The 22,603-nt window shown below is 70.4% G+C and carries 20 protein-coding genes; 13 read left to right on the top strand and 7 right to left on the bottom strand.

Translation table 11 applies throughout. From position 1 onward, the window contains the following. Window positions 1-89: 89 nt before the first annotated feature. The 3 genes from VGO10_RS05885 to VGO10_RS05875 are packed head-to-tail and all read right to left on the bottom strand — an operon-like array spanning window position 90 to window position 2,391. A complete protein-coding gene (locus VGO10_RS05885) occupies window positions 90-1,469 on the bottom strand; it encodes an NAD(P)/FAD-dependent oxidoreductase (protein WP_327466138.1) in 1,380 nt (459 codons plus the stop codon). Continuing rightward, on the bottom strand, window positions 1,469-1,762 hold the full coding sequence (locus VGO10_RS05880; protein WP_327466136.1) for a zf-HC2 domain-containing protein: 294 nt from the start codon (window positions 1,760-1,762) through the stop codon (window positions 1,469-1,471). The genes VGO10_RS05885 and VGO10_RS05880 overlap by 1 nt, the downstream gene beginning before the upstream one ends. Beyond that, window positions 1,759-2,391: an RNA polymerase sigma factor gene (locus tag VGO10_RS05875; RefSeq protein ID WP_327466134.1), complete on the bottom strand. Its 633-nt coding sequence runs from the start codon at window positions 2,389-2,391 to the stop codon at window positions 1,759-1,761. The genes VGO10_RS05880 and VGO10_RS05875 overlap by 4 nt, the downstream gene beginning before the upstream one ends. A gap of 60 nt (window positions 2,392-2,451) precedes the next feature. On the opposite strand from VGO10_RS05875, the gene VGO10_RS05870 reads away from it, so the two are divergent. From VGO10_RS05870 to VGO10_RS05845, 6 genes are all read left to right on the top strand, one after another. Beyond that, window positions 2,452-3,360 carry an ROK family protein gene (locus tag VGO10_RS05870; protein WP_327466132.1) on the top strand — a complete coding sequence of 303 codons (909 nt, stop codon included), beginning with the start codon at window positions 2,452-2,454 and terminating at the stop codon, window positions 3,358-3,360. 63 nt (window positions 3,361-3,423) lie between these two features. Beyond that, window positions 3,424-4,533: a transaldolase gene (gene tal, locus VGO10_RS05865; protein ID WP_327466130.1), complete on the top strand. Its 1,110-nt coding sequence runs from the start codon at window positions 3,424-3,426 to the stop codon at window positions 4,531-4,533. Continuing rightward, window positions 4,530-6,149 (top strand): hypothetical protein, encoded by a 1,620-nt coding sequence (locus VGO10_RS05860; protein ID WP_327466128.1) that lies wholly within the window; start codon window positions 4,530-4,532, stop codon window positions 6,147-6,149. The genes tal and VGO10_RS05860 overlap by 4 nt, the downstream gene beginning before the upstream one ends. A gap of 3 nt (window positions 6,150-6,152) precedes the next feature. Further along, the gene (gene gnd / locus VGO10_RS05855) at window positions 6,153-7,085 is read left to right on the top strand and encodes a phosphogluconate dehydrogenase (NAD(+)-dependent, decarboxylating) (RefSeq protein ID WP_327466126.1); all 933 of its coding nucleotides are present in this window, start codon (window positions 6,153-6,155) and stop codon (window positions 7,083-7,085) included. 7 nt (window positions 7,086-7,092) lie between these two features. Beyond that, window positions 7,093-8,634: a glucose-6-phosphate dehydrogenase gene (gene zwf / locus VGO10_RS05850; RefSeq protein WP_327466124.1), complete on the top strand. Its 1,542-nt coding sequence runs from the start codon at window positions 7,093-7,095 to the stop codon at window positions 8,632-8,634. Beyond that, window positions 8,635-9,699, top strand: a complete 1,065-nt coding sequence (locus VGO10_RS05845) for a glucose-6-phosphate dehydrogenase assembly protein OpcA (RefSeq protein ID WP_327466122.1) — start codon at window positions 8,635-8,637, stop codon at window positions 9,697-9,699. It abuts the gene before it with no gap. On the opposite strand, the gene VGO10_RS05840 is transcribed toward VGO10_RS05845, so the two are convergent. Beyond that, window positions 9,696-10,100 (bottom strand): hypothetical protein, encoded by a 405-nt coding sequence (locus VGO10_RS05840; protein WP_327466119.1) that lies wholly within the window; start codon window positions 10,098-10,100, stop codon window positions 9,696-9,698. The two genes, VGO10_RS05845 and VGO10_RS05840, sit on opposite strands and share 4 nt — an antisense overlap. 154 nt (window positions 10,101-10,254) lie before the next feature. After that, entirely contained in the window at window positions 10,255-10,710 is a 456-nt protein-coding gene (locus VGO10_RS05835) for a nitroreductase/quinone reductase family protein (protein ID WP_327466117.1), read from the bottom strand. 75 nt (window positions 10,711-10,785) lie between these two features. Between VGO10_RS05835 and VGO10_RS05830 the strand changes: the two genes are divergently transcribed. The 5 genes from VGO10_RS05830 to VGO10_RS05810 all read left to right on the top strand — a co-directional run bounded on the left by VGO10_RS05830 (window position 10,786) and on the right by VGO10_RS05810 (window position 17,008). Next, window positions 10,786-12,699 carry a glycoside hydrolase family 15 protein gene (locus VGO10_RS05830; protein WP_327466115.1) on the top strand — a complete coding sequence of 638 codons (1,914 nt, stop codon included), beginning with the start codon at window positions 10,786-10,788 and terminating at the stop codon, window positions 12,697-12,699. 12 nt (window positions 12,700-12,711) lie between these two features. Further along, the gene (gene pgl / locus VGO10_RS05825; protein ID WP_327466113.1) at window positions 12,712-13,380 is read left to right on the top strand and encodes a 6-phosphogluconolactonase; all 669 of its coding nucleotides are present in this window, start codon (window positions 12,712-12,714) and stop codon (window positions 13,378-13,380) included. A gap of 4 nt (window positions 13,381-13,384) precedes the next feature. Next, on the top strand, window positions 13,385-13,948 hold the full coding sequence (locus VGO10_RS05820) for a histidine phosphatase family protein (RefSeq protein WP_327466111.1): 564 nt from the start codon (window positions 13,385-13,387) through the stop codon (window positions 13,946-13,948). A 71-nt stretch (window positions 13,949-14,019) separates the two neighbouring features. Next, window positions 14,020-15,633 carry a DUF1800 domain-containing protein gene (locus tag VGO10_RS05815; RefSeq protein ID WP_327466109.1) on the top strand — a complete coding sequence of 538 codons (1,614 nt, stop codon included), beginning with the start codon at window positions 14,020-14,022 and terminating at the stop codon, window positions 15,631-15,633. 10 nt (window positions 15,634-15,643) lie between these two features. Beyond that, entirely contained in the window at window positions 15,644-17,008 is a 1,365-nt protein-coding gene (locus VGO10_RS05810; RefSeq protein WP_327466107.1) for a DUF1501 domain-containing protein, read from the top strand. 18 nt (window positions 17,009-17,026) lie between these two features. On the opposite strand, the gene VGO10_RS05805 is transcribed toward VGO10_RS05810, so the two are convergent. After that, complete coding sequence (locus VGO10_RS05805) at window positions 17,027-17,290, bottom strand: excalibur calcium-binding domain-containing protein (RefSeq protein ID WP_327466105.1); 264 nt, start codon at window positions 17,288-17,290, stop codon at window positions 17,027-17,029. 127 nt (window positions 17,291-17,417) lie between these two features. Here VGO10_RS05805 and VGO10_RS05800 point away from each other — a divergent pair, with 127 nt between their 5' ends. Further along, window positions 17,418-17,669 carry a hypothetical protein gene (locus tag VGO10_RS05800; protein WP_327466103.1) on the top strand — a complete coding sequence of 84 codons (252 nt, stop codon included), beginning with the start codon at window positions 17,418-17,420 and terminating at the stop codon, window positions 17,667-17,669. Window positions 17,670-18,095: 426 nt separating this feature from the next. Here VGO10_RS05800 and VGO10_RS05795 read toward each other — a convergent pair whose 3' ends face one another. Continuing rightward, window positions 18,096-20,387 carry an MMPL family transporter gene (locus tag VGO10_RS05795; protein ID WP_327466101.1) on the bottom strand — a complete coding sequence of 764 codons (2,292 nt, stop codon included), beginning with the start codon at window positions 20,385-20,387 and terminating at the stop codon, window positions 18,096-18,098. Between the two features lie 216 nt (window positions 20,388-20,603). Between VGO10_RS05795 and VGO10_RS05790 the strand changes: the two genes are divergently transcribed. Further along, complete coding sequence (locus VGO10_RS05790; protein ID WP_327466099.1) at window positions 20,604-22,592, top strand: glycoside hydrolase family 15 protein; 1,989 nt, start codon at window positions 20,604-20,606, stop codon at window positions 22,590-22,592. Window positions 22,593-22,603 lie beyond the last annotated feature (11 nt).

The following is a 22,603-nucleotide window of genomic DNA, read 5'->3' as shown; positions in this document are numbered from 1 at the left end:
CACGGGCCGCTAAGGGGCGCTGGCGATCGCTACTCGACGAAACTGCATCCGCCGCCAACCGTACCGGACGAGCCGAGCGGCCGGAAGTCCTACAAGCCGTAGGCCTCCAACAGCTTCAGCCAGACCTCGCTGCGCGTGGGGAAGGCCGGCACCGCGTGCCAGAGCTCGTCGAGCGGGACGGCCGCCACGACGGCGATCGTCGCCGCGTGCAGCCACTCGGCGACATCGACGCCGACGAACGTCGCGCCGACGATCACGCCGCGGTCCTCATCGACGACGAGCCGCGACGTCCCGCCGGTGCCCCTGCCGTGAAAGGAGGCGCCCGCCGTGCCGTCGGTCGCAACGTCGACGGCACGCACGCGCAGGCCGGCCGCAATCGCGCTGTCGAGCGTGTGACCCACGGCCGCGACCTGCGGCTCGGTGAAGGTCACCCGCGGGGGCGGGCCAACGTTCTCCCGGATCCGAGCGTCGGCGTCCCCACAGATCTGGTCGGCCGCGACCCGCGCCTGATACTTGCCCTCGTGCGTCAACAAGGACTTGCCGTTGGCGTCGCCGATCACATAGAGCCAGTCGTGGCCGCGCACCCGCAGGTCGTCGCCAACCTCGATCGGCTTGGCCGACCCGTCCAGCCCCACGGCCTCCAGCCCGAGGTCCTCGGTCAGATGGCGGCGCCCCGATGCCACCAGGATCTCGTCGGCGTCCAGCGTGCCGTGCGTCGTGGTCTTCACGGTCACGCGTCCATCCCCGCCGCGCACCACCGATTCCGCCCGCACATCGGTCAGGACATCGACGCCAGCGGCCCGCAACCCCGCCGCCACCTGCTCAGCCGCGAACGGCTCGTCGCGCTCCAGGATGTGGGACTCGCGCTCCAGCAGCGTCACGTCGGAGCCCAGCGTGGCAAACGCCTGGGCCAGCTCCGCGCCCACCGGTCCGCCACCGATGACGATCAGCGAGACCGGCACATCGCGCACCTGCGACGCCTCGCGGTTGGTCCACGGCTCCGCTTCTGCGAGCCCGTCGATCGGCGGGATCAGCGGCGCGGTGCCGACCGCCACAACGACGGCACGGCGCGCCCGCAAGATGGTCTCCCCAACGTGTACGACGAGCTTGCCGGCAAGGTGGCCGTGACCGCGCACGAGTAGCACGCCGCGCTCGTCGAGCCACGGCAGCTGCCCGCTGTCCTCCCACCCGTGGACGATCTCGGTGCGCCGCGCCAGCGCGGCCGCGACATCCAACGTGCCCGTCACCGCCTCGGCCGCCCCCGGCACCCGCCGCACCTCGGCCAGCGCCTGCGCCGGCCGCAGCAGCGCCTTGGACGGCATGCACGCCCAGTAGGAGCATTCGCCGCCGACCAGCCGATCCTCGACGAGCGCCACCTCCAGGTCACGCGCGCCCAACCGTCCCGCGATCACCTCGCCCGACGGCCCGGCGCCCAGCACCACCACATCGACCTCGCGAACCTCGCTCATCACCCTCCGGCCTTCCACGCCCGGAACGCGTCGAGCAGCTCACGCTCAACCTCGGGCTGCAGCTCATCGGGGTCGAGGTGTCCAACAACGCGTAGCGTCACGCGCATCTGCTCCAAGTAGGCGCTGCAGTGCTCACAGGCAGTGACGTGGGCCTCGAAGCGGGCGCGGTCGCCCGCATCCAACTCATCCTCGAGATACGCGGTGACAAGCTCGACCAGCTCGCGGCAGGCGAGATCGCCGGGCGGAGAAGCCGCCGGTCGCCTGCGCCAGGGAAGCCATCGTCGAGAGCTCATGATGCGATCCAGTCCTCGAGCGCCTTGCGCACTTTGGTGCGCGCTCGATGCAGGAGGACTCGCTGGTTGGTCTCCGTCAGGTCCAAAACGTTGCGCACCTCGTCCGACGACAGCCCTTCGAGGTCACGCAGCGTGATGACGATCTTCTGGCGCTCGGGCAGTTCGTCGATCGCCTCGCGGGCGACCCGCAGCGCCTCTGCCGAGTCCAGCGCCGTCTCCGGATCGTCGCGCCAGTCGGCCGGCGCCGAGGTCCATGCGCCCTCGGAGGTGAAGCGCGCCGGGTCGACCGACGGCCCCTCGTCCCCGTCCTCATCGGTGGCGCCGCCCACCGACGCGAATGGAATCGAGCGATGCTCGCGCACCCCGCGCGTCTTGGCGCGGTTGGTCAGGATCCGGAAGAGCCACGTCTTGAACGACGACCGCCCCTCGAAGCGCTCCAGGCCGCGGACGACCGCGACCCACGTCTCCTGGACGACGTCCTCGGCCAGCGCATCGGTCGGCACGTACATCCGCGCGAGGCGCAGCAGCATCGGCGAGTACCGGCGCACGAGCAGCGCGAACGCCTCCTCGTCACCACCGCGCGCACGCTCGACCAGCTCCTGGTCGTCGACGGGCGAGCGAGGCGGCATCGATGGCGACAATAGCCCGCCACGCGGCCCGATCGTCCGGCGTGAGAAGGTGCCGAAGCGATGGCGCAGCGATTCATCGGGGTCGACGTTGGCGGGACGAAGGTCTCCGTCGCAGTGCTGGAGGGCACCGAGCTCTCCGAGCCGACCCTGCGCCCGACCGTGCTCGACAGCTCCGAGGGGTTGATCGACCAGCTCGCGCAGCTGATCGAGGCCGCCGGGCCCGCCGACGCGGTCGGCATCGGCGTGCCGTCGGTCATCGACTTCGCGACCGGCACCGCGCGCCACTCGGTCAACGTCCCGCTACAGGACGTGCCGCTGCGCCGCATCCTCACCGAGCGCCTCAAGCTCCCGGTCTTCGTCGACAACGACGCGACGGTCGCCGCGCTGGCCGAGGCCCACGACGACGACCTCAGCCAGATCGCCCAGAGCCTCATCCTGTTCACGATCGGCACCGGCGTCGGCGGCGGGATCGTCCTCGGCGGCCGGATCTACCGCGGCGCGACCGGCGGCGCGGCCGAGCTCGGCCATCAGCTGATCGGCGCCGACCTGTCGGCCGGCGCACCGCCGCACACCGACGAGGCACCGCAGCCCGGGTCGCTGGAGCGCCTGGCCGCCGGCCGCGCGCTCGACGCCCTGGGCCGCGAGCGCGGGTTCGACGACGGACCGGCCGTGGTGACCGCAGCGCGTGCCGGGGATGCCTCGGCCCTGGAGGCGATCCACATCCTCGGTGAGCGACTCGGCGTCGGCATCGCCAACGCCATCAACGTCTTTGACCCGGAGCAGGTCGTGATCGGTGGCGGCGTCAGCGCGGCCGGCGAGCTGCTGCTCGAGCCCGCTCGCGCCGTCGCCCGGCGGTTCGTGCTGCCGGGCGTGGGAACGCGCACCGAGATCCGCCTCGCCCGTTATGGACCACGGGCCGGCGTCCGTGGAGCAGCCCTGCTGGCCGGCCAGGAAGTGCTCAACTCGTGAATTGCCGGGTTGCGCTCCGTGATCGGTCGTAGGATCGAGTGCAGAGACCTAGGAGGCAACACCATGAGCAGCGCCGCATCCGTCAACGAGCGCCTCGCGCGCCTGACCACGTTGGGCACCAGCATCTGGCTTGACCAGATCCAGCGATCACTGACACAGGGCGGTGAGCTGCGCCGCCTCGTCGACGAGGAGTGCCTGCGCGGGATGACATCGAACCCCGCGATCTTCGAGAAGGCGATCCTCGGCGGCGACGAGTACGACGAGCAGATCGCCGAGCTCTTTCATGGCGGTGCCGATTCCCGCTCGATCTACCAGGCGATCGCGATCCAGGACGTCCAAGAGGCCGCCGACGTCTTGCGCTCGGTCTATGACGCGACCGGCGGCTACGACGGCTACGTCTCGCTGGAGGTCGATCCCGACCTGGCGTTCGACACCGACAAGACGATCGCGCAGGCCAAGGAGTACTGGGGCCGTGTCGACCGCCCCAACCTGATGATCAAGATCCCGGGCACCGACGAGGGCCTGCCGGCGATCGAGCAGGCGCTCTATGAGGGCATCAACATCAACGTGACGCTGCTCTTCAAGGTGTCGCAGTACGAGAAGGTCATCGAGGCGTTCCTGCGCGGTCTGGAGCGTCGCGTCGACGAGGGCAAGCCGGTGGACAACCTCCACTCGGTCGCCTCGTTCTTCGTCTCGCGCGTGGACACCGAGGTCGACAAGCGCCTCGAGGCCTCGAGTGCGCCCGAGGAGCTCTTCGGCAAGGCCGGCGTCGCCAACGCCCGCTGGGCCTACCAGTCCTACCTGAAGGTCTTCCAGGGCGATCGCTTCGCGAAGCTGCGCGAGGCCGGCGCGCCCGTCCAGCGTCCGCTGTGGGCCTCGACCGGCGTCAAGAACCCCAAGTACTCCGACGTCCTGTACGTCGACGAGCTCGCCGGGCCCGAGACCGTCAACACCATGCCGATCGCGACGCTGGAGGCCGCCGCCGACCACAGCGACGCCACCGAGGCACGCGTGACCATCGACCCGAGCGCCGACCTTAAGGCTCTGGCCGACGCCGGCATCGACCTCGACGACGTCACCGACAAGCTGCTGCGCGACGGCGTCGACGCGTTCGTCACGCCGATGGAGAAGCTGCTCGACGGCATCGACTCCAAGAAGAAGGCCGTGGCGTGAGCAACCCGCCCGCGGGCATCGACGCGTCGATCCCGAGCCTGTACCAACCGGCGATCGACGCGCGCCTCGCGCACGCGGCCACCGAGGAGGTCGCCCGCCGGATCTTCGACCACGACGACACGCTCTGGGGCCCCGCGGGCCAAGCCGAGGTCAGCAACCGCCTCGGCTGGCTGGACGTCCACGACCGCCTGCTGAAGGAGGTCGACGACCTCGAGGCGTTCGCCAAGCAAGCTCATGCCGACGGCCTGACCGAGGCGGTCGTGCTCGGCATGGGCGGCTCGTCGCTGGCGCCGGAGGTCTTCCGGCGCTCGTTCGGCACCCACGCTCAGGGGCTCATCTTGCACGTGCTGGACTCGACCGACGCCGACGCGGTGCGTGACGTCGAAGCCGAGATCGACGTCGCCAAGGCGCTGTTCGTCGTCTCCTCGAAGTCCGGCGGGACGATCGAGACGCTGTCGGCCTTCCACTACTTCTGGGAGAAGACCGGCGGCAACGGCGCGCAGTTCGTGGCCATCACCGATCCGGGCTCCGGGCTCGCGGCTCTCGGCGAGGAGCACGGCTTCCGCCGCGTCTTCCTCAACGACCCCAACATCGGCGGGCGCTATAGCGCGCTGTCGTACTTCGGGATCGTCCCGGCCGCTCTGCTCGGCGCCGATCTGCGCGCGCTGCTCGGCGGCGCGGCGGAGCTCGGCGCGTCGCTGCGGGAAGCCGACCCCGCCGCCAACCCCGGCCTCTGGCTCGGCTGCGCGCTGGGCGAGCTGGCGCTCGCGCACCGCGACAAGCTGACCTTCGTCGTCGACGCACCGATCGAGTCCTACGGGTTGTGGGTCGAGCAGTTGATCGCCGAATCGACCGGCAAGCACGGCAAGGGCGTCCTGCCCGTGGCCGATGAGCCGCTCGGCGCGCCTGAGGCCTACGGCGGTGACCGCGTCTTCCTGCACTTGCATGACGCGAGCGCCGGCGCTGGCGCCTCCGACCATGACGACGTCCTGCGCCGGCTCATCGCCGCCGAACAGCCCGTCATCACGATCGGCACCCGCGGCGCCGCCGACCTCGGGCGCATCATGGTGCTCTTCGAGCTCGCCACCGCGGTCGCCGGCTGGGTGCTGGAGATCAACCCCTTCGACCAGCCCAACGTGCAGGCCGCCAAGGACAAGACGAACGACGTGTTGTCCATGGACACCCCGCCGGCGATCGAAGAAGCTGACGCCGATGCGCTCACCACGCTGCTCACCGCGGGCCCACCGTCCTACCTGGCGATCCAGGGCTACCTCGCCCCCACGCCCGAGTTCGACGGCGAGGTCACCGAGCTGCGGGCGTTGATCCGCGATCGTTCGAGCATGGCCACCACCTTCGGCTACGGCCCGCGCTACCTGCACTCCACCGGCCAACTCCACAAGGGCGGCCCGCCCGAGGGACGGTTCCTGCAGTTGCTCCACGAGGCCGACGACGACGTCACCATCCCGGGCGGCAAAGTCGCCACCTTCGAGACCCTCAAGCGCGCGCAGGCGGACGGCGACCTGCTCATCCTGCGCGACCATGGCCTGCCGGCGGAGCGCATCGTGCTCCGCGGCGACCCGGTCGCGGCGCTGCGCACCATCAAGGAGAACCTCTAACCCATGGCGCAGATCGGCTTCATCGGCCTCGGCCGGATGGGCGGCAACATGGTCGCTCGCATCAAGCGCGACTCCGACCACGAGGTCGTCGCCTTCGACTTCGACGTCAAGGCCGTCGGCAACGCCACCAAGAAGGGCGCGGTCGGCGCCAAGTCGCTGGCCGACCTCGTCAAGAAGCTCGACGCTCCGCGCACCGTCTGGATCATGGTCCCCGCTGGCGACCCGACCCAGGAGACGGTCGACAAGCTCGCCAAGTTGTTGGACAAGGGCGACACGATCGTCGACGGCGGCAACTCCAAGTGGACCGACGACATGGCCCGGGCCAAGGTGCTCAAGAAGCAGGGCATCAACTACGTCGACGTCGGGACCTCCGGCGGCGTCTGGGGCCTGGAGGTCGGCTACTGCATGATGGTCGGCGGGCCCAACGTCGCCATCAAGCGGCTCGCGCCATTCCTCGACATCCTCGCCCCGCCGCCCGATGAGGAGCACGGCCCGGGCTGGGGCCACATGGGCCCGACCGGCTCCGGCCACTACGTCAAGATGGTGCACAACGGCATCGAGTACGGGATGATGCAGGCCTACGCCGAGGGCTTCGGCCTCTTCGAGGCCTCGGAGTTCGAGCTCGACAACGCCAAGATCGCCCACCTCTGGATGCGCGGCTCGGTCGTGCGCTCCTGGCTCTGTGAGCTGGCCGCCAACGCCTTCGAGCAGGAAGGCAATGACCTTGCCGCGCTGGAGCCGGTCGTCGCCGAGTCCGGCGAGGGCCGCTGGACGGTTGAGGACGCCGTCGAGAAGCGCATCCCGCTGCCGGTCATCACCGCGGCGCTCTTCACGCGCTATGAGACGCAGAGCCGTGGCGACTTCGCCGCCAAGGTCAACGCCGCGCTGCGCGCGCAGTTCGGCGGCCACGCGGTGCAGCGCCGAGCCGACGGCTAAGCGACCGATGGCAACCGACGTCAAGCTGGGCGAGACGCCCGACAACCCGCTCGTGGAGGGCCTAGAGCGGCTCCCGGTGCATCCCACCACGCTGGTGATCTTCGGCGCAACGGGCGACCTGGCCCGGCGCAAGCTGCTGCCGGCGATCTACAACCTCGCCCACGAGGGCGCGCTGCCGGAGCGCTTCAACCTCGTCGGCAGCTCGCGCAGCGAGATGAGCCACGACGAGTTCAACGAGCAGGCGGCCGAGGCGATCCGCCAGTTCAGCCGTCGCGAGCCCGACGAGACGGTGCTCAAGGAGCTGCTCTCCAACGTCCGCTACGTCGCCGGCACGTTCGACGAGGACTCGGTCTACGAGCAGCTCGGCGAGCATCTCGATGCCTACGACAAGGACGCCGGCCAGCCGCTCAACCGCGCGTTCTACCTCTCGACCGCTCCGGAGTTCTTCCCGGTCATCATCGGGCAGCTGGGCAAGCACAAGCTCAACCGCCACGAGGGCGCCGAGGTCCGGGCGATCATCGAGAAGCCGTTCGGCACGACGCTGGCCGAGGCCAAGGCGCTCAACCGCCACGTGCTGTCGGTCTTCAAGGAGCGCCAGCTCTTTCGCATCGACCACTACCTCGGCAAGGAGACCGTCCAGAACGTCATGGCGTTCCGGTTTGCCAACGGCCTCTTCGAGCCCGTCTGGAACCGCAACTACATCGACCGCGTCGAGATCACCGCCGCCGAGGATCTGTCGATCGGGACGCGCGCCGGCTACTACGACCACGCGGGCGCGCTGCGCGACCTCGTCCAGAACCACATGCTGCAACTGCTGTGCAACGTGGCGATGGAGCCGCCGGTGCACTTCGAGGCCGACGAGATCCGCGACGAGAAGGTCAAGGTCTTGCGCTCGGTCATCAAGCCGACGCCGGAGACCGTCGACGACATCGCCGTCCGCGCCCAGTACACCAAGGGCACGGTCGGCGGCGAGCAGGTCAAGGGCTACCTCGAGGAGGACGGCGTCCCGTCGGACTCCAACACCGAGACCTACGCCGCCATCCGGTTGGAGATCGACAACTGGCGCTGGGCCGGCGTCCCGTTCTACCTGCGCACCGGCAAGTCTCTGGCGCGCAAGGTGACCGAGATCGCCATCACCTTGAAGCCGGTGCCGCATCTCGCCTTCGCGCAGGAGGGCTCGGTCGGCGTGCAGCCCAACCAGCTGATCCTCACGATGCAGCCCAACGAGGGCGTGTCGCTCTCGCTCGGCGCGAAGATCCCCGGCACGCGCATGCGGATCCGCCCGGTCAACATGGAGTTCTTGTACGGCACGTCGTTCATGTCGCAGTCGCCGGAGGCCTACGAGCGGCTGATCCTCGACGCAATGCGCGGCGACGCCACGCTCTTCACCCGCAACGATGAGGTCGAGGCCCAGTGGGAGATCTGCGACCCGATCGTCACAAAGTGGGAGGCGACGCCGGGGCCGCTGCCGACCTACGAGGCCGGCACGCAGGGGCCGGCCGAGGCCGACAAGCTGCTCGAGCACGGCGCGCAGTGGCGCGCGATCTAGATGGCCACCGTCGACACCGTCTGGCGCGCGACCGACACGAAGCCCGGCGACATCGACGCCGCGCTGCGCTCGTCGCTCTCGCAGATCCACCGCGACAACGCCGGCTACGTGCCGGCGCGCGTGCTCAACCTCGTCTGCGTCGTCAACAAGGAGTACAGCGGCGAGATCGCCAACCGGCTGCGCCGCGTCGGCCGCTACCACCCGTCGCGCACGATCGTCTGCTCGGTCGAGCCCGGGCGCACGACGCTCGACGCCGTCGCGACGATCGCCGCGCCGTCGGAGGTGACCGACGGACAGATCGGCCTGCTGCGCGAGACGATCGTCGTCGAGTGCGGCGAGCGCCACCTTCCGCATCTAGACCGGATCGTCGACCCGCTCGTCGTCACCGACCTGCTCACCTGCGTCTGGGCGCCGCACGGTCACAACGAGGCGGTCGACTCGCTGCTGGACCTCGCGCAGATCGTGTTGCTCGACAGCGTCGACGATCCCGAGCCCGCCGACGCGCTGCGCCGCGGCCGCGACCTGTCGGAGAAGGTCTACGTGGTCGACCTCGCGTGGCTGCGGTCGACGCCGTGGCGCGAGCGCATCGCCGCGACGTTTGACCCGGATCCGCTGCGGCCCGAGCTGCGCACGATCTCCTCGGTGACGATCCGCCATCACCCCGACTCGGCGGCCGCGGCGCTGCTGCTGATCGGCTGGCTGGCCTCGCGCCTGGACTGGCAGACCACGCCGCTGATGGCCCACCGCGGGCTCGTCCTCGAGGGCTCGGCCCATGCCCGCCGTCAGGACATCAAGATCCGGCTGGAGCCCGACCCGACGCTGCAGGTCCGCGGCCTCGCGGGCCTGACGCTGGAGACCGCCTCCGGCCGCTCCTACTCCCTGGACCGCGGCCCCGGCGGCCTGCGCGCCCGCTACCACCACAAGCGCGGCACCGAGCGCGAGTGGACGATCCTCGGCGCATCCCGCGGCGAGTCCGGCATCCTCGGCGAAGGCATCCGCCAGGCCCTGCTGCGCGATCCGACCTACACGCCGGCGCTCAAGGCGGCGGCGACGCTGCTGCCCTAGTCGGCGGCCCGCCGCGCGCGCTCGAGATCGACGATGTCCAGCCGATCCTGCGGCCGGTCAGCGGCCGACTTCATGGCCACGAGATCATCGATGCCCGCGAACACCAACTGCCCGACACCGGGCAGCTCGTCGGTCACAGCGCGGGAGCGCAGCTCGCCGTAGCTGCGGACGCCCGCCACGTCCTGCATCACGTCCAGCCGCCCGAAGCGCGTCCGCAGGACCCAGTTGCCGCCAAGCGCCAGGCCCGCCTCGTCGAGAGCGATCCCGATCTCGGCCGGGTCGAAGTCGTCGGCCAGCAGTGGTTCAGCGTCAAGCGTCCGCAGCGCGTCGGCCAGCCGCGACAAGTTCGCGGGCTGCCACTGGATGGCCAGCTTGACGGGCAGATCGGGTCCTGCTTGCAAGGTGTGTGAGCGTCTGGCTAAGTGCGAACGCCGTCTGCATACGTTCCGCCCGCGTCACTGCCAGGGCCTCGCGCAGCTCGGCGTCGCTCACATTGCCGCGGGCGCCGAGCTCAGGCCGCAGCGATGGCAGCCGTCGCCCTGCTGAAGACACCGCTTAATCCTCCAGCACCACGACCGGCAGCCGCCGGTCCGTGAAGCCCGCGTAGTGCTCGGACGGCGGGTAGATGTCCACGAACGCCGCGAAGAGGCGGTCGTACTCCTCGCCGGCGGCCTCGCGCCAGCGCAACCGCCGGCGGCGGCCGCGGATCAGGATCTCGACCGTCTCAGCCGCGCGCAGGTTCAACCACCAGGCGGGCGTCCGGTCGTTGCCGGCGTTGGCGGCCAGCAGGACGACGCGGTCGTCATCCTTCACATACAACAACGGCGTTTGCCGGACCTTGCCCGACTTGCGCCCGATCGTCACCAGGACGAGCACGGGCGCCCCAAGCCACTTGGCGCCGACCAGGCCGCGGGTGCGGCGCAGGGTCCCGGCATGGATCCGGCCCCATGCGCGGCCGATGGGTCCTGACCGCGCGGCGTAGTGGGAGGCGAGGGCGATCCAGCGCTGCATGGAGGCCACCGTACTGGGCCCGCCGTCCAGCACGGACGCGGAAACGACGGGACCGTCAAGTAGGTTCCCTGCGCAATGCGCCAGATCGTCGGCGATGTGCCCCTGGGCGGAAGCCCCTTCCCGCCCATCGCGGAGTACGCCTTCCTCTCCGATTGCGAGACGACCGCGCTGGTCGCGCCCAGCGGCGCGATCGAGTGGCTGTGTCTCCCGCGCATGGACGGGCCGTCGGTCTTCGGCGCGATCCTCGACCGCGACGCGGGCAGCTTTCGCCTCTCCCCCGTCGACCAGACGGTGCCCGCCGGCCGGCGCTACGTGCCCGGCACGATGATCGTCGAGACCACCTGGGGCACGCGTACCGGCTGGGTCATCGTCCGCGACGTGCTGCTGATCGGCCCGTGGCACCACGAGGACGACCGCTCCCAGTCACACCGCCGCAGCCCGACCGACAACGACGCCGACCACGTGCTGCTGCGCACGCTGCGCTGCGTCAACGGGTCGGTCGAGATGAACCTCGAGTGCTCGCCCGTCTTCGACTACGGCGAGACGCACCCCACGTGGGAGTACACCGCCGACGGCTATCACCGTGCGAAGGCCACGGCGCCCGGCAGCAATCTCGAGCTCCACCTGACCAGCGACCTTCGCCTCGGCTTCGAGGGCCACCGCGCCCGCGCCCGCACGACGATGCGCGACGGCGACACGGCCTACGTCGCGCTGTCGTGGTCGACCCACGGCGCGCCGCAGTCCTATGACGAGGCCTACAGCCACCTCGTCCGCACTGCCGACTTCTGGCACGAGTGGCTCGCCCACGGCGACTTCCCCGATCATCCGTGGCGCGGCTACCTGCAGCGCAGCGCGCTGACGCTCAAGGGCTTGTCCTACGCACCGACCGGCGCGATCGTCGCCGCGTCGACCACCTCGCTGCCCGAGACGCCCGGCGGCGAGCGCAACTGGGACTACCGCTACTCCTGGATCCGCGACTCGACCTTCGCGCTCTGGGGCCTCTACACGCTCGGCTTCGACTGGGAGGCCAACGACTTCTTCTACTTCATCGCCGACGTCGCCGGCGAAGGCGCGACCGGCGACCTGCAGATCATGTACGGGATCGGCGGCGAGAAGGATCTGACCGAGCGCACGCTCGACCACCTCGACGGCTACGAGGGCGCCAAGCCGGTGCGGATCGGCAACGGGGCGTTCGACCAGCAGCAGCACGACGTCTGGGGCGCGATCCTCGACTCGATCTACCTCCACACCAAGTCGCGCGATGCGCTGCCCGAGACCGTCTGGCCGCTGCTCTGCCGCTTGGTCGAGGCGGCCATCGAGAACTGGCGGCTGCCCGACCGCGGCATCTGGGAAGTCCGCGGCGAGCCTCAGCACTTCGTCTCCTCCAAGGTGATGTGCTGGGTCGCCTGTGACCGCGGCGCGCGGCTGGCGCGGCTGCGCGAGGACCACGAGCGCGCGGCCCGCTGGCAGGCCGCGGCCGACGAGATCCGCGCCGAGGTCATCGACCGCGGCACCGACGAGCGCGGCGTGTTCGTCCAGCACTACGACACCGATGCGCTGGACGCCTCGTGCCTGCTGATGCCGCTCGTGCGCTTCCTGCCCGCCGACGACCCGCGCATCGTCGCGACCGTCAACGCGATCGCCGACGAGCTGACCGAGGACGGCCTGGTCCTGCGCTACCGCGTCGAGGAGACCGATGATGGCCTCAGCGGCGAGGAGGGCTCGTTCACGATCTGCTCGTTCTGGCTGGTCAGCGCGCTGGCCGAGATCGGAGAAACGCGGAGAGCCCGCGAGCTGTGCGAGAAGCTGTTGAGCTATGCGTCGCCCCTGCTGCTGTACGCCGAGGAGATCGACCCGCGCTCGGGCCGCCATCTCGGCAACTTCCCGCAGGCCTTCACCCATCTCGCGCTCATCAACGCCGTCATGCACGTGATCCGCGCCGACCAGGAGCTCGCCACCGCCCAGCACCCGCTGGATGCGAGCGCCTAGGAGGGAGTCTCCATGCCCGTCCAACTCGTCCGCACGCCCGACGCCGAGAGCCTCGCCCGCCACGCCGCACGGGACCTCGTCACCACGATCCAGGATGCGCGCGAGGCGCGCGGCGTCGCCCACGTCTGCCTGGCCGGCGGCACCTCGCCGATGCGCTGCTACGAGCTGCTCGATGGGCAGCTCGACGACTGGAGCGCGGTCCACCTCTGGTACGGCGATGAGCGCTGCGTGCCGTTCGACGACCCGGAGTCCAACCACGGCCAGGTCAAGGAGCGCCTGCGCGCGCGCGGCGCGGTCTGGCATCCGATGCCCGCGACGCTCGGACCGTCGGAGGGCGCGATCGAGTACAGCCGTGCGCTCGGCGACACCGTCCTGGACATCACCCATCTCGGCATGGGCCCCGACGGCCACACCGCCTCGCTCTTTCCCAACCACCCGCTGCTGGGCGCCCATGGCATTGCGGTCGGGATCAGCGACTCGCCCAAGCCGCCGCCGCAGCGCATCACGCTGACGCTGCCCAAGCTCAACGCGTCGCGCCGGATCGTGTTGATGGTCACCGGTGAGGGCAAGTCGGAGGCCCTGGCGCGCGTCATGGCCGGCCCCGACCGCACCTACCCCGCGTCGCTGCTGGACCGCGCCAAGCTGCTGGTCATGGCCGACAACGCCGCCCTGCCGGCCTAGGCCGATGGCCGCCGAGGTCTGGCTGATCCGCCACGCCGAGACCGCCTGGTCGAAGGCCGGGCGGCACACGGGCCGCACCGACATCCCGCTGACCGAGGAAGGGCGCGCGCACGCCGCGACGCTGCGCGCACGGCTCGGCGACACGACGTTCGCCGCCGTGTTCGTCAGCCCGTTGCAGCGAGCGCGCGAGACCGCCGCGCTGGCCGGCCTTGGCGATGCGGCGCAGCCTCGCGACGAGCTGCTCGAGTACGACTACGGCGACTACGAGGGCATCACCACCGACGAGATCCGCCAAGCGCGGCCGGGCTGGTACCTGTGGCGCGACGGTGCGCCCGGCGGCGAGCAGCCCGACGACGTCGGCGCCCGCGCCGACCGCATCATCGCCGAGGCGCTCTCGGTCGACGGCGACGTGGCCCTGGTCGCCCACGGCCACGTCCTGCGCGTCATCGGCGCGCGCTGGACCGAGCAGCCGGCGAGCTTCGCCGGACGGCTCGCGCTGGGAACCGGTGCGCTGTGTCGCCTGGGCTTCGAACGCGAGGTCCGCACCATCCGCGCCTGGAACGTCTGAGCGCCGCTGGATCACCGCCCTGGACGTCCGTATGAGGCCCGATGTCCGCATCTGGACACTGTGCCCCGCTCATGCCCACCGTCCACGCCAAGAAGCGCAAGCCGGTCAAGAAGAAGCACAAGGCCGCCCCCAAGCGCACCTGCAAAACCGTCACCAAGAAGGTGCACGGCAAGAAGAAGCACGTCAAGGTCTGCAAGCCGGTCAAGAAGAAGAAGGTGGTGCGCAAGCCCGCGCACACCCCGATCGGCTACAAGCCCACCGCTCCCGCCTTCCCGCCGTCGACGCCGATCGATCCTGGCGCCGGCCCCTCCCCCAACCCGCCGGCAGACCCGGCGGGTTCGTGGACCCCGCCGCCCGCGGTCCCCATGTCCGCCCGCCAGGCCGAGCGCCTGCTGTGGCGCGCGGGCTTCGGCCCCAAGCCCGGCGATGTCGCCCGTGTCGCCGCGATGGGCCTGGATGCCGCGATCGCCGAGCTGGTCCATCCGGTCGGCGAGGCGACGCTCGTCGGCCCCGCGGCCAACGACGGCGACGGCGGCGCGCTGCAGCCCTACGACCTCTACGGCCACGATCACCTGTGGTGGCTGGACCGCATGGTCCGCAGCGACCAGCCGCTGGTCGAGCGCATGGCGCTGGTCTGGCACGACTGGTTTGCCTGCAACCGCGACAAGGTGCAGATCGACCTGCTGCTGGGCCAGAACGCGCTCTTTCGCCGCTCGGCGCTGGGCTCGTTCGCCAACCTGTTGCGCGACGTGACGGTCGACCCGGGGATGCTCACGTTCCTCGACGGCATCGACAACCGCAAGGGCTCGCCGAACGAGAACTTCGCCCGCGAGGTCATGGAGCTGTTCACGCTCGGCGCCGACCGCGGGGCCTACACCGAGACCGACATCCGCCAGGCCGCCAAGGCGCTGACCGGCTGGGTCGCCGACTACGTCGACGGCGTCGGCCTGACGAACTTCCGCTTCGACCCGACGCGGCACGACAACACCACCAAGTCGATCTTCGGCAACTCGGGGAACTTCTCGTGGCAGGACGTCTGCAACCTCTGCCTCCAGAACCCGCTGCACCCGTCGTTCTTCGTGACCAAGTTGTGGTCCTACTTCGTGCCGGTGGCGCCCGACGGCCCGACGCAGGCCACGCTGCAGGCGGCCTACGTCAACTCCGGCTATCAGGTCACGCCGGTGCTGGAGCTGATCTTCCGCCATCCCGTCTTCCTCGACGGGCCGGCGATGGTCAAGCCACCGGTGGTCGCCAACGCCGGCCTGCTGCGCGCGCTCGGTCGCCCCATCGACACCGATGAGTGGGCCTACCTCAGCGGTGAGACCGGCCAGACGCTCTTCGAGCCGCCGAACGTCAGCGGCTGGGACGACACGCGCTGGATGGACACCTCGACCTGGCGCGGGCGCTGGCACGTGACGGGTGTCGCACTGGCCCCGACGCAGCTGTCGACCTCGGCGCCGAACACCTACTCCGACACCGAGGACGGCGCGACCGCCGTCGCCGCAGCGCTGGCCGCCGTCGGCAACCCGGCGCTCAGCGCGGAGACTGTAACCAACATTAAAGCCTTCGCAGCTAGCGCTCTTCCGGGCTCGATGAACGCCACCCAGAAGCGCACCTACCGGGCGATGCGCCAGAACGCGCTGCGCCTGCTGATCCTGACCTCCGCCGACGCCCAGACCTGCTGAGACGACTCCCATGGCTCCCCGCAACTGCTGTAACGAGTTCACCCGCGCGCGCTTCCTGCAGCGCTCGGCCGCCAGCGCCGGCGCCGGTCTGCCGGCGATCGAGGCGGGTATGCCCGCGCCCGCGGGCACCGGGCTGAACCGGCGCACGTTCATCTCGCGCACGCTCGGCGGCGCGCTGGCCGTCTACGGCGGCTCGAAGCTCGGCGTCGACGCCTTCGAGGCCGGCATCGCCAACGCGGCGGGCGACCCGAGCCGCGTGCTCGTCTCGGTCTTCCTCGGCGGCGGGATGGACGGGCTGAGCGTGCTCGCCCCCGTCGGCGATTCCCAGTACACGACGCTGCGCCCGACGCTGAAGACCGACCCTGATGCAACGCGGACCTTCGCCGAGGACCCCAACCTGCAGTGGACGGCCGCGGCGGACTCGCTGCGCACGCTGCACGGCGAGGGCAAGGTCACCGTGATGCCGGCGATCGGCTACGACCACCCCAACCAGTCGCACTTCACCAGCCGCCACTTCTGGGAGGTCGGCGAGCTCAGCGTCGACGGCAACTTCGGCTGGCTCGGCCGCTTCCTCGATCAGCACGGCGTGCCCGACAACCCGCTGCAGGGCCTGTCGATGAACTCGTACCTGTCGCCCGGTCTGGCCGCCGCGCAGGTGCCGGTCGCCGCGGTCTACCGGCCCGACCAGTTCGGCTTGTACGTGCCGGGCGTCGGCAACCCGGTGCTCGCGCCGATGTACGGCGCCATCGGCGGCCTGGGCGCGCTGCCCACCAGCGACCAGGCGCTGGGTCAGGCGCGGCTGGTGGCGACCGAGGTCGACTCGATCCGCACGACGCTGCTGCCCTATCAGGGCAACGCCGTGCCGCACGCCACCAGCTACGGCACCGACGACTTCGGGCGCAAGTTGGAGGTCTTGGCCTCGATGCTCGCCGCCAACGTGCCGGTCCGCGCCGTCGCGGTCGACGCGCCGGGCTCCTGGGACTCGCACTCCGACCAGGCCAACACGATCGGCCGCGACGTGCAGAACGCCTTCGACACGCTGCTGGCCTTCCAGCGCGACATCGAGGCGCGCGGCATCGCCGACCGCGTCCTGATCCACGTCTGGACCGAGTTCGGCCGCCGCCCGCAGGAGAACGCCGGCGGCACCGACCACGGCGCGGCCGGCACCTCGTTTGTCATCGGCACCAAGGCCGCGGGCCAGATGGTCGGCGAGTTCCCGGGCCTGACGTCGCTGGATCCGCAGAGCAACCTGATGGTCACCAGCGACTTCCGCGGTGTCTACTGCTCGCTGCTGGAGCAGTGGTACGGCGTCGACGCGGCGCCGATCATCCCGGGCGCGTCGTCGTTCGCACGACCGGCGGTCGTCGCCGCGTAGCGCGCCGCTGCGGGCGGGCTACCGCTCGCAGGCGATGCCGTCGTGGTCGGCGTCGAGGCGGTAGTGGTCGTTGCCGACCGACCGGAACGGGCCTGAGACGTAGTAGGGCCCGTTGCCGCTGCCGCCCGCGCAGTCGTAGTCGCTGACGTTGGGCTTCAAGCAGCGTCCCTTGTAGTTGGGATCGCACTTGTGCTTGGCGGCGACGGTGCCGTGCGCGACGGGCGCCGACAGGCCGGCGACGGCGCAGATGGACAGAGCGATGAGGGTTTGGCGCGAAGGCATTGGCGGCGACACTAAAGCGTTGCTCACCAACTTGCCCCGTCGATGGACCAGTTTCCGATTTCTGATGCTAAGTGGTACTGACTCAGCCCGTTTGCGGGGGTTTCTGCCCGCCTGCGACCATGTGCTCGTGAGCCGCCGCGACCTCCTCCACGTCCTCACCGCGCTGGCCGAGCTGGCCGGCGGTGAAGCCGGCGTCCCCGTGACCGTCGCAGCGCTCGACGAGGCCATCGGCCGCGGCCGCGCCGACATGCGCACGCCGCTCAACCTCACCTCGCTGGCCGCCGACGGCCTGGCAGAGCCGGCCGACGACGGCACGTGGTCCCTGACCGAGGCCGGCGCCCAACGCCACCGCGAAGACGAGGACTACGCGGGGCGCTGAGGCTCAGGCGTTGTTGGTGTTCAGCGCAGACGCCGGTCGGCGGTGCGCGGCGCGATTTGTTGGCAGTGAGGAGCGGCATCGCGCCTCGGGCGCTGGCTCGTCGTCCGCCGAGGGTGGGCCTGTCGAGCGCGACCACATCGCGCCAGGCAGGCCCGCCCCGCCGGGGCCGCTAGCGGATGACCGATCTCGTCCCGGATCGCCCATGTGCGCCACCACGGCGGCCCGGCCATATCGGCCCTGCCTCGCACCGCCCTCAGCGCCTCTCACCCTCGGTGCCGACGAACCCCGCCGCGCAGCACCCAACGCGCCCCGCACTGGGCGCCACCAACGCCCGGCACAACGACATCGAGGGACGATTGATGGTCGGAGAGCGACCATCGTTCGTCCCTCGACGCCGGATCGGGGCTTGGCGACGCTAGATCACGCTCACGCCGGGATCAGCTCGCGGTCCTGGGCGGCCTCGGCCTCCTCGGACGGGACCGGCGCGGCGACCGCGACGGACGCCTCGTGGCCGAGCGACGGCAACCACTCCAGCCAGCGCGGCAGGTACCAGTTCCAGTCGCCCAGGAGCTTCATGGTGGCGGGCAGCAGCACGGCGCGCACGAGCGTCGCGTCGACGAGGATGGCGGTCGCCAGCCCCACGCCCATCATCTTGAAGTCCAGGTAGCTCAGGGTCGCGAAGATCCCGAACACCGCGACCATCACGACCGCCGCGCTGGTGACCGTGCCGGCCGTCGTCTTGATGCCGTGCGCGACCGCGTCCTCGGTCTTCATGCCGCGATCGAACGCCTCGCGGACCCGGCTGAGGATGAACACGTGGTAGTCCATCGACAACCCGAAGAGGATCACGAACAGGAACATCGGCAGCCAGCTGGTGACCGATCCCGTGGACTGGAAGCCCAGCAGCTTCTCGCCGTGGCCGTCCTGGAAGACCCACGTCAGCACGCCGTAGGCGGCGCCGACCGACAGCAGGTTCAACACGATGGCCTTGACCGGGATCACGATCGAGCGGAACGTCATCATCAACAGCAGGAACGCGAGGCTCAGCACGAAGCCGAAGACGATCGGCCAGCGGGACTTCATGAGGTCGTTGAAGTCCTTGGAGCCGGCGGTCATGCCCGTCACGTAGGCCTTGGTCCCGGCCGCATCGGCGAACTTCGGCACGACCTCGCCACGAAGGGTCGCGAGAGCATCATTGGACGCCTTGTCGGTGCCCGTGCCCAGGATCGGCAGGCTGATCTGCATGACCGTCTTGTCGGCCGAGACCGTCACGTCGACGGGCTCCTTGACCTGGCCGGTCGCGATCGCGTCGCGCTTCAGCTGCTTGACCGCAGCCGTGATCTTCGGCGACGTGACGTCCTTGGCCTTGATGACGACCTCGGCGGGGATCTCGCCGCCGGGGAACGCGGCCTGCATCTTGTCGTAGACCTTCATGATCGGCAGCGAGCGCGGGATCGCCTCGGTGCCGCTGTCGGCGGTGTGCATGTGCAGCACCGGCGACGCCATGACCAGCAGCAGCGCGGTCGCCGAGACGACCGAGACGACCGGATGGCGCAGCACGCGGTCGAGCACGAAGTTCCACGCGCGCCCGCCGCTGTCGATGTCGCGCGTGCGGGCGGCGCTCATGCGCTTGCCCAGGAACGGGATGCGGCCCCGCTCCATCCACTTGCCCGAGCCCGACAGCAGCGCCGGGATCACGGTGACCGAGCCGATCATCGCGACGAAGACCACCAACATGGCGCCGATGCCCAGCGCGGTGAACGTGGAGTCGCCGGCCAGCAGCATCCCGGCCATGGCGGTGATGACCGTCACGCCGGAGATCAGGACGGCCCGGCCCGACGTCGCGGCGGCGATCGCCACGGCGTCCTTGGCCGAATGGCCGCGGGCCTTCTCCTCACGCTCACGGCGCAGGTAGAAGAGCGAGTAGTCGACGCCGACCGCCAACCCCACCAACAACACCACTTCGTTGATGAAGTCGTTGAGCGACACCAGATGGCTGATCGGGCCGAGGAGGCCGATCGTCCCGACCACCGCGGTGACGCCGAGCAGCAGCGGCACGCCGGCGGCGACGAGCGCGCCGAAGGTCAGCACGAGGATGATCAGCGTGACCGGGATCGACAGCATGCCGGCCTGCGCGAAGTCGTCGCCGAAGGCCTTGTTGAGGGCCTTGTCGGCGCTGGCGTCGCCGAACTGGCCGACGAACATCGCCGGATGCTGGTCACCGGCGGCCTTGACGGCGTTCTCGACGGCGTCGACGCGCTTCTCAGCGAGATCGCTGTCGCCGTTGATGTCGAACGTCACCAGCGCCGAGCGACCATCAGCAGAGATCTGCCCGGTGTTGCCGGCGCCGTACGGCGACTTGACTCCGACCACGCCCGGCTGGCCCGAGACGCCCTTGACGACGTCATTGACGGTGGCGCGGAAGGCAGGATCGCGAGCGGTCGTGCCGCTCTCAGCTGGTGCCTGGACCAGGACGGTCTCACCAGCACGGTCGGGGTAGGCGTTGTCCACGATGCGGTCGGCCGTGGCCGAGTCGCCATGGCCGCTGTTGTCGTCTGACGGCGTCACGGTGCCGACGGCGCTGCCGATAAAGAGCGCAATCGCGACGAAGACGAGCCAGCCGGCGATCGCCTTGCCGCGGTTGCGGGTGCTCCAGCGGCCGATGCGCGCGGCCAGGGAGCGGGAGTGCTGAGCTGAGGAGGAAGGGGAGGAGGTCATGGCCAGGAGCATCGTCGGAGGCGTGCCGCGGCGCCATGCGGGGGCCCGGCGTCTGCGACGGGGGGAAACCCCACCCCCACCCTTAGGGGTCCGTCAGGGCTGGACCGTTGGGCAGGTCTTCGTGCAGGAACCAGGCGCCGGCGCCGATACTGTGGACGGTCGACCAATCACCCTGCGGTCCTGTCCCCCGCGGCCGATCACCCAGAGAACCCACTCATGGATCCGCACATCGACCTCGCCACCGCGCCCGTCACGCCGGACACCGAAGACTCCCCGCCGCGCGCGGGCGCGATGGACCCCGGCTTCGTCGAGGTCCGGGACACCACCCCGTTCGTCGAGCGCACCCCGGTGCGCTCCGCGTTCCCGCCGATCGCCGACTACGGCTACCTCAGCGACTGCCACACCGGCGCGCTCGTGGCGCCCGACGGCACGATCGAGTGGCTCTGCCCGCCGCGCTTTGACTCCCCCAGCGTCTTCGGCGCGATCCTCGACCGTTCGGCCGGCGGCTTCCGCCTCGGGCCGTCGGCGATGGGCGTCCCCGCCGGCCGCCGCTACGAGCCCGGCACGATGATCCTGGAGACCACGTGGATGACGCCCACGGGCTGGGTCGTCGTCCGCGACGCGCTCGTCATCGGCCCGTGGCGCGAGCGCACCCAGGGCTCGACGACCGCGCACACGCGCCCGCCGGCCGACTACGAGGCCCATCACGTCCTCGTCCGCACGATCACCTGCATCCACGGCAACGCCCAGATCGAGCTGCTCTGCGAGCCGATGTTCGACTACGGCCGCGTGCCGGCGACGTGGTCGACTGTCCCGAACGACTCCTACGCCTTCGACGCCACCGACGGTGGCCCCACGCTGCGGTTGATGTCGGACCTCAACCTCGGGATCGAGGGTGGCCTGGCCCGCGCACGCCATCGCATCGAGAAGGGCGAGACGCGCTTCTGCGCGCTCTCGTGGTCGCGCCTGCTCGACGGACCGCGCACCGCCGAGGAGGCGACCGCCGCGCTGACCGCGACGAGCGAGTACTGGCGCGGCTGGCTCGCCGACGCCGACTTCCCCGACCACCGCTGGCGCAACCACCTGGAGCGCAGCGCGCTGACGCTCAAGGGGCTGACCTACGCGCCGACCGGCGCGCTGGTCGCCGCGCCCACGACCTCGCTGCCCGAGACGCCCGGCGGCGAGCGCAACTGGGACTACCGCTTCACCTGGATGCGCGACGCGACCTTCACGCTCAGCGGCCTGCACTCCCTCGGGCTGAACTGGGAGGCCGACGACTTCATCCAGTTCGTCGCCGACCTCGGCCGCAACGAGGACGGCGCGCTGCAGATCATGTACGGGATCGGCGGCGAGCGAGAGCTGGAGGAGCAGACGCTCGACCACCTCACCGGCTACGAGGGCGCCCAGCCGGTCCGGATCGGCAACGACGCCTACCGCCAGCGCCAGAACGACGTCTTCGGGGCCGTGCTGGATTCCTTCTGGCTGCACGCCAAGGAGTACGGGCACAACTCGGCGCGCCTGTGGCCGGTCATCCACGACCAGGTCGAGCAGGCGATCGCCTCCTGGCGGCTGCCCGACCAGGGCATCTGGGAGTCGCGCGGCGACCCCCAGCACTACGTCTCGAGCAAGTTGATGTGCTGGGTCGCGCTGGACCGCGGCGCCCGTCTCGCCGCCCGCCGCGGCAAGAACGAAATCGCTGATCGCTGGCGCCTGGTCGCCAACGAGATCCATGCCGAGATCATGGAGCGCGGCATCGACGAGAACGGCCGCTTCACGCAGTTCTACGGCTCCAAGAACCTCGACGCCTCGCTGCTGCTGATCCCGCTCGTCCGCTTCCTGCCCCACGACGACGTGCGCGTGCGCAACACCGTCATGGCGATCGCCGACGAGCTGACCGAGAACGGCCTGGTCCTGCGCTACCGCACCGACGAGACCGACGACGGCCTCAGCGGCGAGGAGGGCACCTTCCTGATCTGCTCCTTCTGGCTGGTCAGCGCGCTGATCGAGATCGGCGAGCGCAAGCAGGGCCACCAGCTCTGCGAGCGGCTGCTGTCGCTGGCCTCCTCGCTCGACCTCTACGCCGAGGAGCTCGAGGCCTCCACCGGCCGCCACCTCGGCAACTTCCCCCAGGCCTTCACGCACCTGGCGCTCATCAACGCGGTGATGCACGTCATCCGCGATGAGCAGCAGAACCCCGTGGGCTGACGCCGCAAGGC

It is taken from the genome of Baekduia sp. (assembly GCF_035996765.1).
Taxonomy (GTDB): Bacteria; Actinomycetota; Thermoleophilia; order Solirubrobacterales; family Solirubrobacteraceae; genus Baekduia.
Note: the sequence above shows the minus strand (reverse complement) of the source record. Positions and strands in the feature narration are given on the sequence as shown.

Bases quoted from the DNA above. Each gene is read 5' to 3' on its own strand.
- VGO10_RS05815 (WP_327466109.1), top strand. From the start codon at position 14,020: ATGCCCACCGTCCACGCCAAGAAGCGCAAGCCGGTCAAGAAGAAGCAC.
- VGO10_RS05830 (WP_327466115.1), top strand. From the start codon at position 10,786: ATGCGCCAGATCGTCGGCGATGTGCCCCTGGGCGGAAGCCCCTTCCCG.
- pgl (WP_327466113.1), top strand. From the start codon at position 12,712: ATGCCCGTCCAACTCGTCCGCACGCCCGACGCCGAGAGCCTCGCCCGC.
- tal (WP_327466130.1), top strand. From the start codon at position 3,424: ATGAGCAGCGCCGCATCCGTCAACGAGCGCCTCGCGCGCCTGACCACG.
- VGO10_RS05885 (WP_327466138.1), bottom strand. From the start codon at position 1,469: ATGAGCGAGGTTCGCGAGGTCGATGTGGTGGTGCTGGGCGCCGGGCCG.
- zwf (WP_327466124.1), top strand. From the start codon at position 7,093: ATGGCAACCGACGTCAAGCTGGGCGAGACGCCCGACAACCCGCTCGTG.
- VGO10_RS05845 (WP_327466122.1), top strand. From the start codon at position 8,635: ATGGCCACCGTCGACACCGTCTGGCGCGCGACCGACACGAAGCCCGGC.
- VGO10_RS05795 (WP_327466101.1), bottom strand. From the start codon at position 20,387: ATGACCTCCTCCCCTTCCTCCTCAGCTCAGCACTCCCGCTCCCTGGCC.
- VGO10_RS05810 (WP_327466107.1), top strand. From the start codon at position 15,644: ATGGCTCCCCGCAACTGCTGTAACGAGTTCACCCGCGCGCGCTTCCTG.
- VGO10_RS05870 (WP_327466132.1), top strand. From the start codon at position 2,452: ATGGCGCAGCGATTCATCGGGGTCGACGTTGGCGGGACGAAGGTCTCC.
- VGO10_RS05820 (WP_327466111.1), top strand. From the start codon at position 13,385: ATGGCCGCCGAGGTCTGGCTGATCCGCCACGCCGAGACCGCCTGGTCG.
- VGO10_RS05875 (WP_327466134.1), bottom strand. From the start codon at position 2,391: ATGCCGCCTCGCTCGCCCGTCGACGACCAGGAGCTGGTCGAGCGTGCG.
- VGO10_RS05790 (WP_327466099.1), top strand. From the start codon at position 20,604: ATGGATCCGCACATCGACCTCGCCACCGCGCCCGTCACGCCGGACACC.
- VGO10_RS05835 (WP_327466117.1), bottom strand. From the start codon at position 10,710: ATGCAGCGCTGGATCGCCCTCGCCTCCCACTACGCCGCGCGGTCAGGA.
- VGO10_RS05805 (WP_327466105.1), bottom strand. From the start codon at position 17,290: ATGCCTTCGCGCCAAACCCTCATCGCTCTGTCCATCTGCGCCGTCGCC.
- gnd (WP_327466126.1), top strand. From the start codon at position 6,153: ATGGCGCAGATCGGCTTCATCGGCCTCGGCCGGATGGGCGGCAACATG.
- VGO10_RS05880 (WP_327466136.1), bottom strand. From the start codon at position 1,762: ATGAGCTCTCGACGATGGCTTCCCTGGCGCAGGCGACCGGCGGCTTCT.